This window comes from Hymenobacter properus, assembly GCF_015694735.1.
GTDB lineage: Bacteria > Bacteroidota > Bacteroidia > Cytophagales > Hymenobacteraceae > Hymenobacter > Hymenobacter properus.
On record NZ_JADQDP010000003.1, the window covers coordinates 654,074 to 668,595 of the forward strand.

At 63.8% G+C, this 14,522-nt stretch carries 10 protein-coding genes and 2 tRNA genes; 6 read left to right on the forward strand and 6 right to left on the reverse strand.

What is annotated here, in order from left to right:
• Positions 1–9: 9 nt before the first annotated feature.
• The 5 genes from I2I01_RS14670 to I2I01_RS14690 all read left to right on the forward strand — a co-directional run bounded on the left by I2I01_RS14670 (position 10) and on the right by I2I01_RS14690 (position 9,291).
• The gene (locus I2I01_RS14670) at positions 10–1,473 is read left to right on the forward strand and encodes a T9SS type A sorting domain-containing protein (protein ID WP_196287228.1); all 1,464 of its coding nucleotides are present in this window, start codon (positions 10–12) and stop codon (positions 1,471–1,473) included.
• Between the two features lie 32 nt (positions 1,474–1,505).
• Positions 1,506–2,267 carry a tRNA pseudouridine(38-40) synthase TruA gene (truA, locus tag I2I01_RS14675; RefSeq protein WP_196287229.1) on the forward strand — a complete coding sequence of 254 codons (762 nt, stop codon included), beginning with the start codon at positions 1,506–1,508 and terminating at the stop codon, positions 2,265–2,267.
• Positions 2,268–2,378: 111 nt separating this feature from the next.
• On the forward strand, positions 2,379–6,818 hold the full coding sequence (locus tag I2I01_RS14680) for a DUF7948 domain-containing protein (RefSeq protein WP_196287230.1): 4,440 nt from the start codon (positions 2,379–2,381) through the stop codon (positions 6,816–6,818).
• Between the two features lie 75 nt (positions 6,819–6,893).
• A complete protein-coding gene (locus tag I2I01_RS14685) occupies positions 6,894–8,726 on the forward strand; it encodes an ABC transporter ATP-binding protein (RefSeq protein ID WP_196287231.1) in 1,833 nt (610 codons plus the stop codon).
• 46 nt (positions 8,727–8,772) lie between these two features.
• Positions 8,773–9,291 carry a GyrI-like domain-containing protein gene (locus I2I01_RS14690; protein WP_196287232.1) on the forward strand — a complete coding sequence of 173 codons (519 nt, stop codon included), beginning with the start codon at positions 8,773–8,775 and terminating at the stop codon, positions 9,289–9,291.
• 9 nt (positions 9,292–9,300) lie between these two features.
• On the opposite strand, the gene I2I01_RS14695 is transcribed toward I2I01_RS14690, so the two are convergent.
• The 4 genes from I2I01_RS14695 to I2I01_RS14710 form a co-directional block, all read right to left on the reverse strand.
• On the reverse strand, positions 9,301–10,017 hold the full coding sequence (locus tag I2I01_RS14695; RefSeq protein WP_196287233.1) for a hypothetical protein: 717 nt from the start codon (positions 10,015–10,017) through the stop codon (positions 9,301–9,303).
• A gap of 140 nt (positions 10,018–10,157) precedes the next feature.
• A complete protein-coding gene (locus tag I2I01_RS14700; protein WP_196287234.1) occupies positions 10,158–10,892 on the reverse strand; it encodes a hypothetical protein in 735 nt (244 codons plus the stop codon).
• Between the two features lie 140 nt (positions 10,893–11,032).
• Positions 11,033–11,106, reverse strand: a tRNA-Pro gene (locus I2I01_RS14705).
• A gap of 104 nt (positions 11,107–11,210) precedes the next feature.
• Positions 11,211–11,284: transfer RNA gene (locus I2I01_RS14710), tRNA-Pro, on the reverse strand.
• A gap of 188 nt (positions 11,285–11,472) precedes the next feature.
• On the opposite strand from I2I01_RS14710, the gene I2I01_RS14715 reads away from it, so the two are divergent.
• A complete protein-coding gene (locus tag I2I01_RS14715; RefSeq protein WP_196287235.1) occupies positions 11,473–11,952 on the forward strand; it encodes a T9SS type A sorting domain-containing protein in 480 nt (159 codons plus the stop codon).
• Positions 11,953–12,042: 90 nt separating this feature from the next.
• Here the strand turns inward: I2I01_RS14715 and I2I01_RS14720 are convergent, their stop codons facing one another.
• Positions 12,043–12,438 (reverse strand): VOC family protein, encoded by a 396-nt coding sequence (locus tag I2I01_RS14720; RefSeq protein ID WP_196287236.1) that lies wholly within the window; start codon positions 12,436–12,438, stop codon positions 12,043–12,045.
• A gap of 98 nt (positions 12,439–12,536) precedes the next feature.
• Entirely contained in the window at positions 12,537–14,321 is a 1,785-nt protein-coding gene (locus I2I01_RS14725) for an ABC transporter ATP-binding protein (RefSeq protein ID WP_196287594.1), read from the reverse strand.
• Positions 14,322–14,522: the final 201 nt, after the last annotated feature.

A 14,522-nucleotide genomic window follows, 5' to 3' on the forward strand; every position in this document is an offset into this window, starting at 1 on the left:
TTTCTGCGCATGACACGCCTTTTTAATTCTACCGCAAACTGTTTCTTAAGCCGCGCCCGGCGCGGGGCGCTGCTGCTGGCCTTGGGCGCGGCCGGGCCGGCGGCCTGGGGGCAAAGCTTTGGGCCGGTTAGTACCTATAATGTTGGAACAACCGACCCCAATAGCGTGGCATTGGGCGACATGAACGGCGATGGTCGGCTCGACATCGTGACGGTAAACCCTTCCGCTGCTTCAGTGGGAGTGCTCCTGGGGCAAGTGGGCGGCGGCTTTGGCAATCCTACGTTTTACCCGGCGGGCGGGCCCACCACAGCTCCACTTGCGGGGGTGGCAGTAGGCGACCTGAACGCCGACGGCCGGCTCGATATCGTGATGAGCAGCGCCACTACCAATGCGGTGGCGGTATTGCTGGGTCAGGCAGCAGGTGGTTTTGCCAGCGCGGTATTCTATTCTACTGGGGCATTCAGTGGCCCGGCCGGCCTCACCCTGGGTGATGTGAACCGCGACGGGCGGCTCGACATTGTGACGGCCAATTTGAATAGCTCCACGGTTGGCGTGTTGCTGGGCCAGGCCGGCGGTACGTTTGCCCCCGCCATGCAGTACGGCTTTTCAAGCACTTTGTCATTTACTGGAGTGGCGCTGGGCGACATGAACGGCGACAGCTGGCCCGATATCGTGACGGTGACTGCCGGCGCCACGTCGGTCGGGGTGCTGCTAGGGCAGGCGGCGGGCGGCTTTGCGGCGGCCACGCAGTACCCTACTGGCGCGAACAGCAACAACCTCACCAACGTCACCAACCTCGTCCTGAGCGACGTGAACCAGGATGGCCGCCTGGACATTGTGACGGCCAACTACCGCGGCGCCAACGTGGCCGTGCTGCTGGGGCAAGCCACCGGAGGGTTTGGCGCGGCCATCAGCTACAGCACCGGCAGCACCCCGTTGACGGCAGTGGTGGGCGATGTAAACGGCGACGGCCAGGCCGACATCGTGACGGCCAACTTTGGGGCAAGCGCGAATACGGCGAGCGTCCTGTTGGGGCAGCCCGGGGGCACTTTCGCCGCCGCCGTGCAGTACAACATCGGCAGCCCCGGCATTGTCCGCAGCATAGCCCTGGGCGATGTAAACGGCGACCGCCGCCTGGACATTGTAACTACTACCACCAACACCGGGAGCGGCACGGCGGGCGTTTTCCTCAACACTGGCACCTACACGCCCCTATCCACCGCTCGCACTGCTACGGCTGTCGACATCACCCTCTCCCCCAACCCCGCCCACGACGCCTTCACGGTATCGCTGCCGGCCGGCGCTGCCGCCACCCCCGCCGAGCTGCTGAACGCCCTGGGCCAGGTGGTGCGTCGCCCCGCCGCGGCCGGCGCGCAGTTCACCGTGGAGACGGCCGGGCTGGCGCCAGGTGTATACTCGCTACACCTGAGCACGGGCGCGGGCAGCCTCACCAAGCGCGTGGTTGTGGAATAGCCAGTATCAGCCCGGCCGTACTTTTGCGCTCCATGCGCTACTTCCTGCACCTTGCCTACGACGGCACTCATTACCGCGGCTGGCAGATTCAGCCCGGCCAGCCCACCGTGCAGGCCGAGGTAGACCGCTGCCTTACCCAGATACTGCGCCGCCCCACCTACTGCGTGGGCAGCGGCCGCACCGACACCGGCGTGCACGCCAGCCACCAGGTGGCCCACTTCGACGCCGACTTGCCCGACACGCTGACGCTGGACCTGCTGCTCTACCGCCTGCGCCGGGCCCTGCCGGCCGACATCGGCGCCCTGCGCCTGCACCCGGTGGCCGACGACGCGCACGCCCGCTTCTCGGCCGAGGAGCGCACCTACGACTATTTCGTGGCCACGCCCGTGCCCGACCCCTTCCGGCGCGACCACGCCCTGTACCTCGACCGCACGCCCGACGTGGCGGCTATGAATGAAGCCGCCGCCACCATGATAGGGCAGTTCGACTTCACGTCTTTCTCGAAGGTGAAAGGCGGCGAAAACCACTACGTGTGCTACCTCTACGAAGCCGCCTGGCACCCCGCGCCGGGCGGGCTGGTGTTTCGCATTCGGGCCAACCGCTTTGTGCGCGGCATGGTGCGGCTGGTGGTGGGCACCCTGCTCGACGTAGGCCGCGGCCGGATGACGCCGCGCGAATTTCAAGAACTGCTGTGGGCCTGCCGGCGCGTGGATGCCAGCGGTGCGGCTCCGGCGCGGGGCCTGTTTCTGAGCCGGGTAGAATACGAGCCGGGCATTGTGCCGGAACCGGCATAGTAAACTGCTAAGCAAACAGCTGAAAATAAGGGAGGAAAAAGCGGATGTACGCATGGTTTTTGTACGTTGCCGTCTAGCTTTACTGCTATCCTTCTTTCCGGTGATTTGCTTATGCGTCTACTTTTTACCTGGCTGTTTTTGTGGGGTATGCTGTGGTCTGTGCCCGGACGGGGGCAGGCAGCGCGCGCTACGCTGGAGTTCATTGAAAACCGGGGCCAATGGGATGCCCGGGCGCGCTATGCAGCCCAGGTAGCGCCAGGGGCGCGGCTGTTCATAGAGCCTGCAGGGCTTACCTACGCCCTCACTGCCGGGCTGCCGGGCCACGGCCCGCAGGCAGGCGCTGCTCCTACGGGCTTGCCCAACGGGCAGGTGAAAGCCCACGGCCTGCGGATGGAGTTTGTGGCGCCCTCGCCCACCGCCAAGTTGGAAGCCGCCGCGGAAACCGCCGCGCCCGGCCGGCGCCACTACCTGCGCGGAGCCGACAGCCGCCGCTGGGCGCCCGACGTGCGCGCCTGGCGCGGCCTGCGCTACCGCCAGCTTTGGCCCGGTATCGACTTGTCGCTGCGGGAAAACAGCAGCCAGCAGCTTGAATACGACCTGCTGCTGGCCCCCGGTGCCGACCCGACCCTGGCCCGTTGGGACTACCGCGGGGCCGATGCCTTGCGCCTCGACCCCGCCACTGGGCGCCTGGAGGTACAAACCTCGGCCGGCCTGCTGACCGAAACGCGGCCCCGCGCCTGGCAAACCGACCCGGCCACCGGCCAGCCTCAAACCGTGGCCTGCGCCTTTGAGCTACGCGGCACCACAGTGAGCTTACGGCTGGGGGCCTACGACCCGCAGCGCCCGCTTACCATTGACCCTGCTGTGCAGTTTGCTTCCTACACCGGCTCGGCGGTGGAGAACTGGGGCTTTGCGGCCACGCACGACGCACGCGGCAACCTTTACACGGCCGGGGTGGTATTTGAACCCGGCTACCCAGTGACCACCGGCGCTTATCAAACTGCCTTCAGCGGCAACATCGATATCGCCATTATGAAGTTCAACGCTGGGGCCACGGGCGCCACGGCACGGGCCTGGGCTACTTACCTGGGCGGCAACAACCTGGAATTTCCGCACAGCCTGCTGGTGAACGCACGCAACGAACTGCTGCTGATGGGCACCACCTCTTCGACCGATTTCCCGACCACCGCCACGGCCCAGAGCCGGACCCTGCGGGGCGGGCCGGCAGTGGCACCGTTTGGCCTTGCGTCGCCTTTCGTGCTCACCGGCGGCGCCGACCTGGTACTCACTCGGCTGAGCGCCAGCGGGGGCGGGCTGCGGGCCAGCACCTACCTGGGCGGCACCGGCACCGACGGCCTGCTTGACCCGGCCGCGGCTGCGCCGCGCCTGCGCCATAACTACGGCGACGCCTTCCGCGGCGACCTTGCCCTCGACCCACAAGGCAACGTGTACGTGGCCAGCGTGACGGGCTCATCCGATTTTCCCGGGCTGAGCGCCTACCGCGGCGGCAGCTCCGACGGCCTTGTCACGAGCCTCGACTCCAGCCTGAGCCGGGTGCGCTGGACCACCACGGTGGGCGGGGCCGGGGCCGATGCCATTTATTCCTTGCAGCGCGAGGACGTGGGCGGCGACCTGCTGGTGGCCGGCGGCACCACCAGTGCGGCCCTGAGCGGTGCTACCAACGGCTACCGCGCCAGCCTGGCCGGCAACGTGGACGGCTTCGTAGCGCGCATAACCAGCGCCGGAGCTCTCACGCAAGCCACCTATCTGGGCACCAGCGGCTACGACCAGGCCTTTTTTGTACGTTCGGGGCCGGGCGGGAGGGTATATGTGCTGGGCCAGACGCTCGGGAATTATCCTGGCGTGGACACCACACGCTACCACGTGGCGCACGGGCAGCATTTCATTCAGCAGCTCGAGCCCAACCTGCGCACGGCCGGCTTTGCCACCGTGTTTGGCAGCGGGCGCGCCACCACGGATATCTCGCCTACGGCCTTCGGGGTGGACTGCTACGGGCGCATGGCACTGGCCGGCTGGGGCGGCGGCCTCGACCCCAACAACGGGAGTACCACCGGCTTGCCCACCACGCCCGACGCCATCCAACGCGCCACCGACGGCGTGGATTTCTACCTGATGCAGCTTTCGGACGGCGCGCGGGGACTCGACTACGCCACTTTCTTTGGCACCACGGCCGACGACCACGTGGACGGCGGTACTTCCCGCTTCGACAGCCAAAATGTGCTCTACCAAGCCGTGTGCGCCTGCGACCAGAGCGGCGGCACCGGCATTCCGGTGCCACCCGGCGCGGGCACCTATACCAGCGCCAACGGCTCACCGCACTGCAACAACGCGGCGTTTAAGTTCGCTTTTCAAGCCAATACCTCGCCGGCAGGCACCGATACGCTGTCGGTATGCGCGCAGGGCGGCACCATCGTGCTGAGCGGCTCGCCCGAGGGCGGCACCTGGACGGGACCGGGCGTGTCGGGCTCGCTGGCCAATGGCTTCTACTTCACGCCCTCGTCGGGGCTGGTGGGGCAGCAGGTGCTCACCTACACCAGCCCGGTGGCCGTGAATGGCTGCGCCGGCACCAGCACGCGGCGCATCACAGTGCTGCCCCAGGGCACGGCCACCCTTACGGCGCCCCAGCAGGTGTTCTGCCTGCGGCCGGGCACCACCGTGGCCCCCGTGCCGCTCACCGGCACACCGGCTGGAGGCACGTTCACGGGGCGGGGCGTGGTGCCTGGCACGGCCCTGTTCGACCCCATGCGGGCCGGCAATGGCAACCACAGCATCGTGTATCAGGTGGTGGGCGGGCGCTGCCCCGTGTCGGTCACGCTGACCATGGTGGTAAAGACGGTGCCCGTCATCACGCCCAATCCGCCGCTGCGCGTGTGCGCCAACGACCCGCCGGTTCAGCTGAACAGTAGCCCGCCCGGCGGCATCTGGACGGGGCCGGGTGTGTCGGGCGTCATGGGCGGGTTTGTGTTCACGCCCAGCACGGCCCTGATTGGAGGGCCACACCTACTGGTGTATTCTTTGCAGGGCGACCTAGACTGCTCCCCGGCCACCGATACCATGCGCGTGACGGTGCTGCCGCCCGGCAGCACGGCCCGCGTGCCGCGCGATACGTCGTATTGCCTCTCGGGCGGGCCCATCCGGCTGTGGGGCGGCTCGCCCGCAGGCGGCGAGTGGACCGGGCCGGGCGTGACGGGCTCCGTCAGCGCGGGCTTTGTGTTCACGCCCACTCCGCTGCTGGTGGGCAAGCAGTTTTTGCTTTATACCGCCCCGCCCGGCACCAACCCGCAGTGCCCAGGCCGGGCCCGCCGCATCATCAACGTGCGCAGCGCCGGCGTGGCCACCCTCAGCCTGCCCGATACGGTGATGTGCGCCGTGGCCGGCCCCCAGCCCTTGCGCGCCACGCCCACCGGCGGGGTATGGAGCGGACCGGGCGTAACGGGCTCCGTCAGTGCGGGCTTTGTATTCACGCCCTCGGCGGCGCTGGCCGGCAGCCAGACGCTGACGTACACCGGCCCTACGCCAGCCGATACTTCCTGCGCCTACGCGGGCCAGTTGCGGCTGCGGGTGCTGCCGCTGCCGCTGGTTTTGTTTGCGCCCGTGGGCGATGTCAGCATCTGCCTGGCAGCGCCTCCCCATGGGGTGGTGCTGTCGGCCTCGCCAGCGGGCGGCACGTTTGGCGGGCCGGGCGTGGTAGGCAACCGCTTCAATCCCGGCGACGTGGGCCCCGGGCGCTACACCCTCACCTACACCTGGGACTTCCCGCAGGTGCGTTGCCCCATTGTGGTGTCGCAAACTGTGGTGGTGAGCGTGGTGCCCAATGTGCGCGTGCCGGCTGATACTACGCTGTGCAACAGCCAGACACCGTTTCAGCTGCGGGCCTCGCCGCCCGGCGGCGCCTGGAGCGGGCCGGGCGTGACGGCCGCCGGCGTCTTTACCCCGCCCACCACGCCGGGCACCGTGGAGCTGCACTACGAGCTGCCCGGCGGCTGCACCACGGCGCCCTACCGCATCACCATTCCGGCAGCGCCCGGCTTCACGGCTGCCTGGACGGGCCTCGACTGCGCCGAAAACCAAATAGCGCCGCGCCGGCTGCGCTTCACGGCTGCCGGCTCCACGGCCAGCCAGGTGCAGTGGGACTTTGGCGACGGCAGCCCCACCGCCACCGGTGCTACCGTGGAGCACATTTATACCGCGGGCGGCCGCTTTGCGCCCCGGGCCACGCTGCCCGCCACCAACCCACCCGGCCCCTGCCAGCGCCTGGTAACGCTGGCGCCGGTGGATGTGCAGGATGCGCTGCTGCCCAACATCATCACGCCCAATGGCGATGGGCAGAATGAATTCTTTGCGCCGCGCCTGGGCGGCTGCCCGGGCCGCCTGCAGGTGTTCTCGCGCTGGGGCCAGCAGGTGTTCGACGTGCCGGTGTATCAGAACGACTGGAATGGCGCAGGCCTGCCGGCCGGGCTCTACTACTACCTCTTCAGCCGGGCCGATGGCGGGGAGCGGGTGAAGGGCTGGGTGGAGATTGTGCGGTAGGGCCGGCGTCGGAAACAGCGGCCCGGCCAACTCCTTGCCGCCGGCCGCCGTTTCTTCCCGACCTTTGCCTTACTTATGGACCCCACCACTTCCGCCACCAAAACCGGCCAGGTCTTCGACTGGGCCGTGCTGCGCCGCCTGCTCAGCTACGTGCGCCCCTACCGGCGCGTATTCATCGGCCTCGTGGTGCTCACCATTGCCACGGCCGTGCTGGGTACGCTGCGCCCCTTTCTCATCCAGCGCATGGTCGATGTGAGCATCGAGCAGGGCGACATGAAGGGCCTGAACTTCATGTTCCTCCTGCTGCTGGTGCTGCTGGTGGCCCACGCCGGCGTGAGCTACCTGCAGACCTACTACGGCGGCTGGCTGGGCCAATACATCGTGCGCGACATTCGCACCGACCTCTACCGCCACCTGCTCAGCCTCAAGCTTAAGTTCTTCGACCAGACGCCCATCGGCGTGCTCGTGACACGCAACATTTCCGACGTCGAAACCCTATCCGACGTGTTCAGCGAGGGCCTGGCCGCCATGGTGGGCGACATCCTGCAGCTGCTCTTCATCATGGCCTTCATGTTCTGGATAGACTGGCGCCTCACGCTGGTGAGCCTTTCGGTGATTCCGCCGCTGCTGTTCAGCACCTACGTGTTCAAGGAAAAAATCAAGGGTTCATTTCAGGACGTGCGCACGGCCGTGGCCAAGCTCAACAGCTTCGTGCAGGAGCACCTCACCGGCATGAACGTAGTCCAGATTTTCAACAACGAGGAACGGGAGTTCCGCAAGTTTGAGAAGATAAACAAGGAGCACACCGACGCCAACATTCGCTCGGTGCTCTACTACAGCATCTACTTCCCGGTGGCCGAAGTGTTGGGCGCCATCGGTGTGGGGCTGCTGGTGTGGTATGCCGCACAGGGGCAGATTGAAGGCAGCATCTCGAAGGGCGCGCTCATCGCCTTCATCATGTACAACGCCCTGTTTTTCCGCCCCATTCGCCAGATTGCCGACCGTTTCAACACCCTGCAGCTGGGCCTGGTGAGCACCGAGCGCCTGCTCAAGCTCCTGGATAATCAGGACCTGATTGCTCCCAGCGGCACCTTCGCGCCGGCCGAAATCCGGGGTGATGTGGAGTTCAAGCACGTGCGCTTTGCCTACAACGAGCCCGACTGGGTGCTTAAGGACATTAGCTTCCACGTGCAGCCGGGTCAGACCATCGCCTTCGTAGGAGCCACCGGGGCCGGCAAAACCAGCATCATCAACCTGCTGAGCCGCTTCTACGACATCCAGGAAGGCAGCATCTGTATCGACGGCCGCGACCTGCGCGAGTACGACCTTGGTCTGCTGCGCCGCCAAATCGGGGTGGTGCTGCAAGACGTGTTCCTGTTTGCCGGCAGCATCCGCGACAACATCACGCTGGGCAACGCCGCCATCACCGACGAGCAAATATGGGCCGCCGCCGACCTCGTGGGCGCCCGCCGCTTCATCGAGCGCCTGCCCGATGGCCTCGGCTACCCCGTGATGGAGCGCGGCGCCACGCTCTCGGTGGGCCAGCGCCAGCTCATCAGCTTCGTGCGGGCCATGGTGTACCAGCCCCGCGTCATCGTGCTTGATGAAGCCACGTCTTCGGTCGATTCCGAAACCGAGGAGCTCATCCAGGCGGCCATTGAGAAGCTGATGCAGGGCCGCACCTCCCTCGTCATCGCCCACCGCCTGAGCACCATCCAGAAAGCCGATAAAATCATCGTGCTCGACAAAGGCGAAATCAAGGAAACCGGCACCCACGAGGAGTTACTACGCATCGAGGGCGGCTACTATGCCCAACTCTACCGCATGCAGTACGTGGTCAGTGAACAGTTAGCAGTGAACAGTGAACAGTTAGCAGCCGAGCAAAAGCCATTGTCAGATGCTTCCTGACCAGCGCCCCAACTGTTCACTGCTAACTGTTCACCGCTAACTGAAAATGCGTTACGTCTTCCTCGCTATCATCCTGCTCACGCTGCTCGCCGCTGGCTTCTACGCCTACCTCGGCGGCACCCGCACACCCACCGTCACGCTCGAAACCACGGCCGCGCCGGTCTACCTGGCCGGGCAGGCCTTCCGCGGCCCACCCAACAGCGAAAAATTTGGCCAACTGTTCCGCCAGGCCAAAGACGCCCAGGCCCGCCTCCGCGGCGACCTCGCCAACCTCTACCTCCGCAGCCCCGAAACGGCCCACGACACCATTCAGGCCTTCATCGGGCTGGCCGTGGCCGATACTACCCAGGGCCTGCCCACTGGCTTTCGCTACCGCGTGGTGCCCGCCGGGCAGCGCGTGCTGGCCGCCCGCCTGCGCGGGGTGAGCTACCTGCTGGCCCCCAACAAGCTCTATCCCGCTGCCTTCGATGCCATCAAGGAACAAAAGCTTACCCCCACCGGCAATTTCTACCTCGAAAAGTTTGGGGCCGACGATGCCTCCGAGGTGTGGATTGGGGTAAAGTAGCCGCCGACGTCAGCGTTTGTGCGTGAGGTCGGGCACGCTCACGCCCACGCTCAGCAGATAGGCCGAAAACTGCCCCGGCGTGCCAAAGGGTGCACTGCCGTGCCACTGCCGGTGGCCGCCGCGCACCGTTAGCCACGGCCCGTCGCTGCGCTTCAGCTTGTAGGTGGCCATCAGGCCCACTTCCGTCACGGGCGCCACGGCCGTGTCGAGCCGCTTGGCGGTGGTGCAGCCGCAGCCTTGTCCCTTTTGCTGCACCTGCTGGGCTTTGTCGTAGAGGCTGGCCCCGCCCAGGCCGGCGCCTACTTCAGCGGCCACCCGCCACCGGGGGCTTTCGGCCAGCAGCAGTTGGTTGTGCCAGGTAGCGCTAAACAGCAGCAGGCGCGGCTGCGTAGCCCCCGCATACACCTCGGCCGGCGCACTGGGGGCCGGCATCTCGCCCGTGACGCTGCCGCGCAGGCCCGCGCTCCAGCGGGGCCGCAGCCAGTAGTGCGCTTCCAGCTCTGCCCCCAGGTAGCGGGCACCTGCTTGGTCCGAAGCGCCCAATAGTCCCATCGAGCCGCCGAGGCGAATCGGCACAAAGGGCTTGCTCACGGCGCAGGAGTCGCGGTGCTGGTGGTGGCAGGTGTAAGTCGGAAAAAAGGCCGCGTGGCACTGTGCCAGCACGCGGGTGGGGCATGCGGCCCCAGTGGCCCCCAGCAGGGCCAGCAGCGTAACGAGTTGTTTCATGGCAGCAAGCGTAAATAACTTATTGAAAATACGTTAACGCTCATGATAGTTGCATGAACAACGGGTGCCGGCCCCGGCTAGGCCCAAATGCAAAAAGCCTTTAGCCGGGGGCTAAAGGCTTTTATTTTGCAAAAAATTTATTAGCGCCCGAAGTAGTACGTGGCGCCAAACTGCAACTGGTTCAGCCCAAAGTTTGCGCCGAAGAAGTTCGAAGTATTCTCATAGCCATCGGGCGGAATGCTGCCGGCCGATTCCGGAAAATCATTGCTCAGGTGGCTGAAGCCCAGGGAACCAATGGATGCGCTGATGCCTATTTTGGGAATGGGAAAGAACACAATGCCTGGGGTGAGGCTTGCATAGTAGCCATTACTGCTGTAGCTGGTAGCCTCGGGGGTGATACCGCTTGAGTAGGCATAAGCCTTGCCGTGCTGGTAGCCTCCGCCCAGGGTACCCACCACCCCAAACTGCTCGCTAAAAAAATTATAATACTGCACGAAAGCACCGGCCTGCACCAAATTATTGGGCTTTAAGCTTGGCAATACGGTTGGTATCGGGCCAATGGTGCTGGACGCGGTTATTTTTTGAGAACTACTGCTTGTGCTAAACCCCACATTTAAACCTACCGCCAGGTTATCTGCTACGAAGTAGCCTCCCGATACGGCCGTGTTGAATTGGCTGTTGGTGGTTTCGGTGGTGTAGCTGACGCGGGTAATCACGCCACCGATGGCGCCAAACGAAGCGCCGCTAGTGTTGGTATTGGTAGAGCGGCTGTAGCCTATGTTACCGGTTAGCGAAACCGTGCCGGACGCAATGCTTTGGGCGTGTCCGGCCTTGGCAGCCGCCAGAAGCCCAATGAGTAACAAGTATTTTTTCATGCAATGAAAGGATATGGTGGGTGCTGCAAGCAGCACATGCGGCCATCAAACGCCGGCGCCATTAAAGTATTATTTTCTTGGGGTGGAAATAAAAAGGCCCGTTCCAGCGTGGGAACGGGCCTTTCTAGTTTGTTTTCGGGTCGGGGTGGCAGGATTCGAACCTACGGCCTCGTCGTCCCGAACGACGCGCGCTACCGGGCTGCGCTACACCCCGAAAGCAGGCCGATGGGGCGACCTGTTTTCTGATTCCAATTGAGTGGCCGAAAAAAGCCCCCGAACCCGAAAGTTCGGAGGCTTTTGAGAGCGGCTGCTCTTCCGTCGGAGTGGCAGGATTCGAACCTACGACCTCCAGCACCCCATGCTGGCGCGATACCAGGCTACGCTACACCCCGATTGGTATTGGAGCGACAAAGGTAAGGTTTTATTTCGTTCTGATGCAAGCCAGGGCCAAATAAAGTTTTGCGACGAGCCACCGAAAAAGGCACGTCGCATCACATTTAACCGTGCTAAAGACCAATCGGCCTTAAAATTGCGTAGCTTTACCATAGCCATTTTACTCCATCCTGCTCTTATCCTACTTATGAAAAAGTTATTACTATTCTTACTGGTCAGCGTCTCGTTGTCGATGGCTGCCCAGGCGCAAACCGCCACCACTGCCGCCACCACTGCCGGCACCGCTACAACTGCTGCACCCGCCAAGGAAGAAGCCATTTTGCCCAACGGCGTGGTAGCCGCACCGGCTCCCGTAGCTGCGCCCACCACTACCCCGGCCGGCACGGCCCTCATCGCCCCTGCGCCCGAAACGCCGGCCGCCAACCCCAACGCCATCAAAGTGAAAGCTGAGGCCGTAGCCGGCAAGCTCACCGTGAAAACCGACAACCCCGGCCCCACCCGCGTGGAGGTAACCGACGTGGGCGGCCGCCCCGTCATCACCCACACCATGCTCAACGGCCAGATTGCCGCTGTGCTCAACGTGAGCCAGTTGCCGGCTGGCTCCTACATCGTGCATTGCACGGCTTATGAGAAAACCGGCATCCGCCGCGTCATCATCGGGCAGTAGACTTAATAGTGGACCATTAAAAAAGCCGTCTTGCTGAGCAGGACGGCTTTTTTTAATGGTAACGGCAGGGCCTATCGGGTACGCCCCCACTCACCCCAACGGTTCCAACAGGTCCCACTTGTTGCCGTAGAGGTCCTCAAATACGGCTACGTGCCCGTACGCTTCGCTACGCGGCGTTTCCAGAAACTTCAGGCCGCGGCTTTGCAGCACCGGGTAGTCGCGCCAGAAGTCATCGGTGTGCAGAAATAGCCAGACGCGGCCGGCACCCTGCTGGCCCACGGCGGCTTTTTCTTCGTCGGTTTTAGCTTCTGCCAGTAGCAGGCCGCTGCCACCGGTTGCACCGGGCGGTGTGACAACTACCCAGCGCTTGCCGCCGCCCATATCCAGGTCAGATTCCAAGGTGAAACCCAGCACCTGGGTATAGAAGGCAATTGCTTCGTCGTAGCTGCGAACAATCAGGGTGACGAGGGCGAGACGTTGGTTCATAGGGAGGTAGCTTGGACTCTGCGAGTCCGAGCATAGAATGCGTCAGTTTAAACAGGATGGCGCAAGCAGGCGCGGACTCGCAGAGTCCACGCTACAGCCTACGCCTCTTCGGTTTGCAGCTGCCGCTCATACAGCGCGCGGTACAGCCCGTCGGTTTCGGCCATCAGGGCGTCGTGGGTGCCGTGCTGCACTATCACGCCGTCGTCGAGCACCAGGATTTCATCGGCTAGCTTCACCGAGCTTACGCGGTGCGAGATGATGAGGCTGGTGCGCGCCGCCATGATGCGCTGCAAGCTGCCCAGAATGGCATTTTCCGTCTTGGTGTCGACAGCAGAAAGCGAGTCGTCTAGAATCAGAATTTTGGGCTCTTTCACCAAAGCGCGGGCCATGCTTACGCGCTGCTTCTGCCCGCCGGAGAGGGTGATGCCCCGCTCGCCTACTTTCGTATCGAAGCCTTCGGGGAAGCCCATGATGTTGCTGTAGACATCGGCATCCTTGGCAGCTTGCAGCATCCGGGTTTCGTCAGGTTCGTCGAGGCCGAAGTTGATGTTGTTGCGGATGGTGTCGGAGAACAGGAACACGTCCTGCGGCACGTAGCCGATTTGCCCGCGCAAGGCCCGCAGGGAGTAGTCGCGCACGTCCACGCCGTCCACCTTGATGTCGCCGGCCGTCACGTCGTAGAGGCGGCAGAGCAGGGCGGCCACCGTGCTTTTGCCCGAGCCGGTGTTGCCGATGACGGCCAGCGTCTGCCCCGGCCGCACGCGGAAGCTCACGTTTTTCAGGGCCTGAATGCCGGTGTCGGGGTAGGTGAACGACACGTTTTCGAATACGATGTCGCCGGCCAGCTCACGCTCCACGTTCTGGCGCGAAATGATGTCTGTTTTCTGGTCCAGGAACTCGTTGATGCGGGCCTGCGAGGCCTCAGCCCGCTGCACCAGCGAGGACGTCCAGCCCAGCGCCGTGACTGGCCAGGTGAGCAGGTTCACGTAAATCAGAAACTCGGCAATGGTGCCCGTGGTGATGGTGCCGCGAATAACCTCCTGCCCACCCACCCACACGGTGATAAGCGTGCTCAGGCCAATGAGGAACAGAATAAGCGGGAAGAACAATGAGTTCACGAAGTTCAGACTCAGCGACTTCTCTTTGTATTCGTTGCTGGCCTTGGCGAATTGCTCGTGCGAGTCGGCCTCGCGCACAAAGGACTTCAGCACTCGAATGCCCGAAAAAGCTTCTTGCACAAACGTCGTCATGCCCGACAGCGCCCTTTGGATTTCGTCGGACTTGCGCTCAATCAGGTTATTGACGTAGAAGATGCTGACCGACAGAATGGGCAGCGGCAACAGCGTATAGAGCGTTAGCTTCACGTTCACCATGAGCATGAGCGGCACGATGAGCAGGAACAGCAACACGAGTTGCAAAAAGTACATGATGGCCGGCCCCAGGTACATCCGCACTCGGCTTACGTCCTCCGAAATGCGCGACATCAGGTCGCCGGTGCTGTGGCGGCGGTAGAAGCTCAGCGGCAGCGACTGGTAGTGCTGGTAAATCTGGTTCTTCTGGTCGTTCTCGATGTGGCGCGACATCACGATGAGCGTCTGCCGCATGAAGAACAGGAAGATGCCGCGCCCCAGCGCCAGCGCGATGATGAGCACGCCGTAGAACAGCACATTGCGCCCAAACAACTGGTACACGCCCTTCTGGGCCTCAGTGCCAGCGTAGAGGTGGTACAGGTCGATGCCTTCGTTTACCAAATCGAAGGCGTAGCGCACCAGCTGGGCCGGAAAAATGGCCAGCAGCGTGCTCAGCGCCACGAACAGCACCCCGGCGAGGAAGTGCCACTTGTAGCGGAAGATGAACGGGTTAACGGCGGAGAGGGCGCGCAGGGGCATAGCAGAGGAAGGGCCGGTTCGGGAAAATAGCGGTACTTTTGCGGCTTGAAAGGCCGAGCACCCATTCAGAAAAGCCGTCATGCTGAGCGCAGCCGAAGCATCTCTACCGCACAACTAATTAATTTTTAGTACTGAGGTAGAGATGCTTCGGCTGCGCTCAGCATGACGTTCTTGTTTTCCCGTATAGGTAGTAAG

Coding starts and splice junctions, on each gene's coding strand:
- I2I01_RS14670 (WP_196287228.1), top strand. CDS start 10: ATGACACGCCTTTTTAATTCTACCGCAAACTGTTTCTTAAGCCGCGCC.
- truA (WP_196287229.1), top strand. CDS start 1,506: ATGCGCTACTTCCTGCACCTTGCCTACGACGGCACTCATTACCGCGGC.
- I2I01_RS14680 (WP_196287230.1), top strand. CDS start 2,379: ATGCGTCTACTTTTTACCTGGCTGTTTTTGTGGGGTATGCTGTGGTCT.
- I2I01_RS14685 (WP_196287231.1), top strand. CDS start 6,894: ATGGACCCCACCACTTCCGCCACCAAAACCGGCCAGGTCTTCGACTGG.
- I2I01_RS14690 (WP_196287232.1), top strand. CDS start 8,773: ATGCGTTACGTCTTCCTCGCTATCATCCTGCTCACGCTGCTCGCCGCT.
- I2I01_RS14695 (WP_196287233.1), bottom strand. CDS start 10,017: ATGAAACAACTCGTTACGCTGCTGGCCCTGCTGGGGGCCACTGGGGCC.
- I2I01_RS14700 (WP_196287234.1), bottom strand. CDS start 10,892: ATGAAAAAATACTTGTTACTCATTGGGCTTCTGGCGGCTGCCAAGGCC.
- I2I01_RS14715 (WP_196287235.1), top strand. CDS start 11,473: ATGAAAAAGTTATTACTATTCTTACTGGTCAGCGTCTCGTTGTCGATG.
- I2I01_RS14720 (WP_196287236.1), bottom strand. CDS start 12,438: ATGAACCAACGTCTCGCCCTCGTCACCCTGATTGTTCGCAGCTACGAC.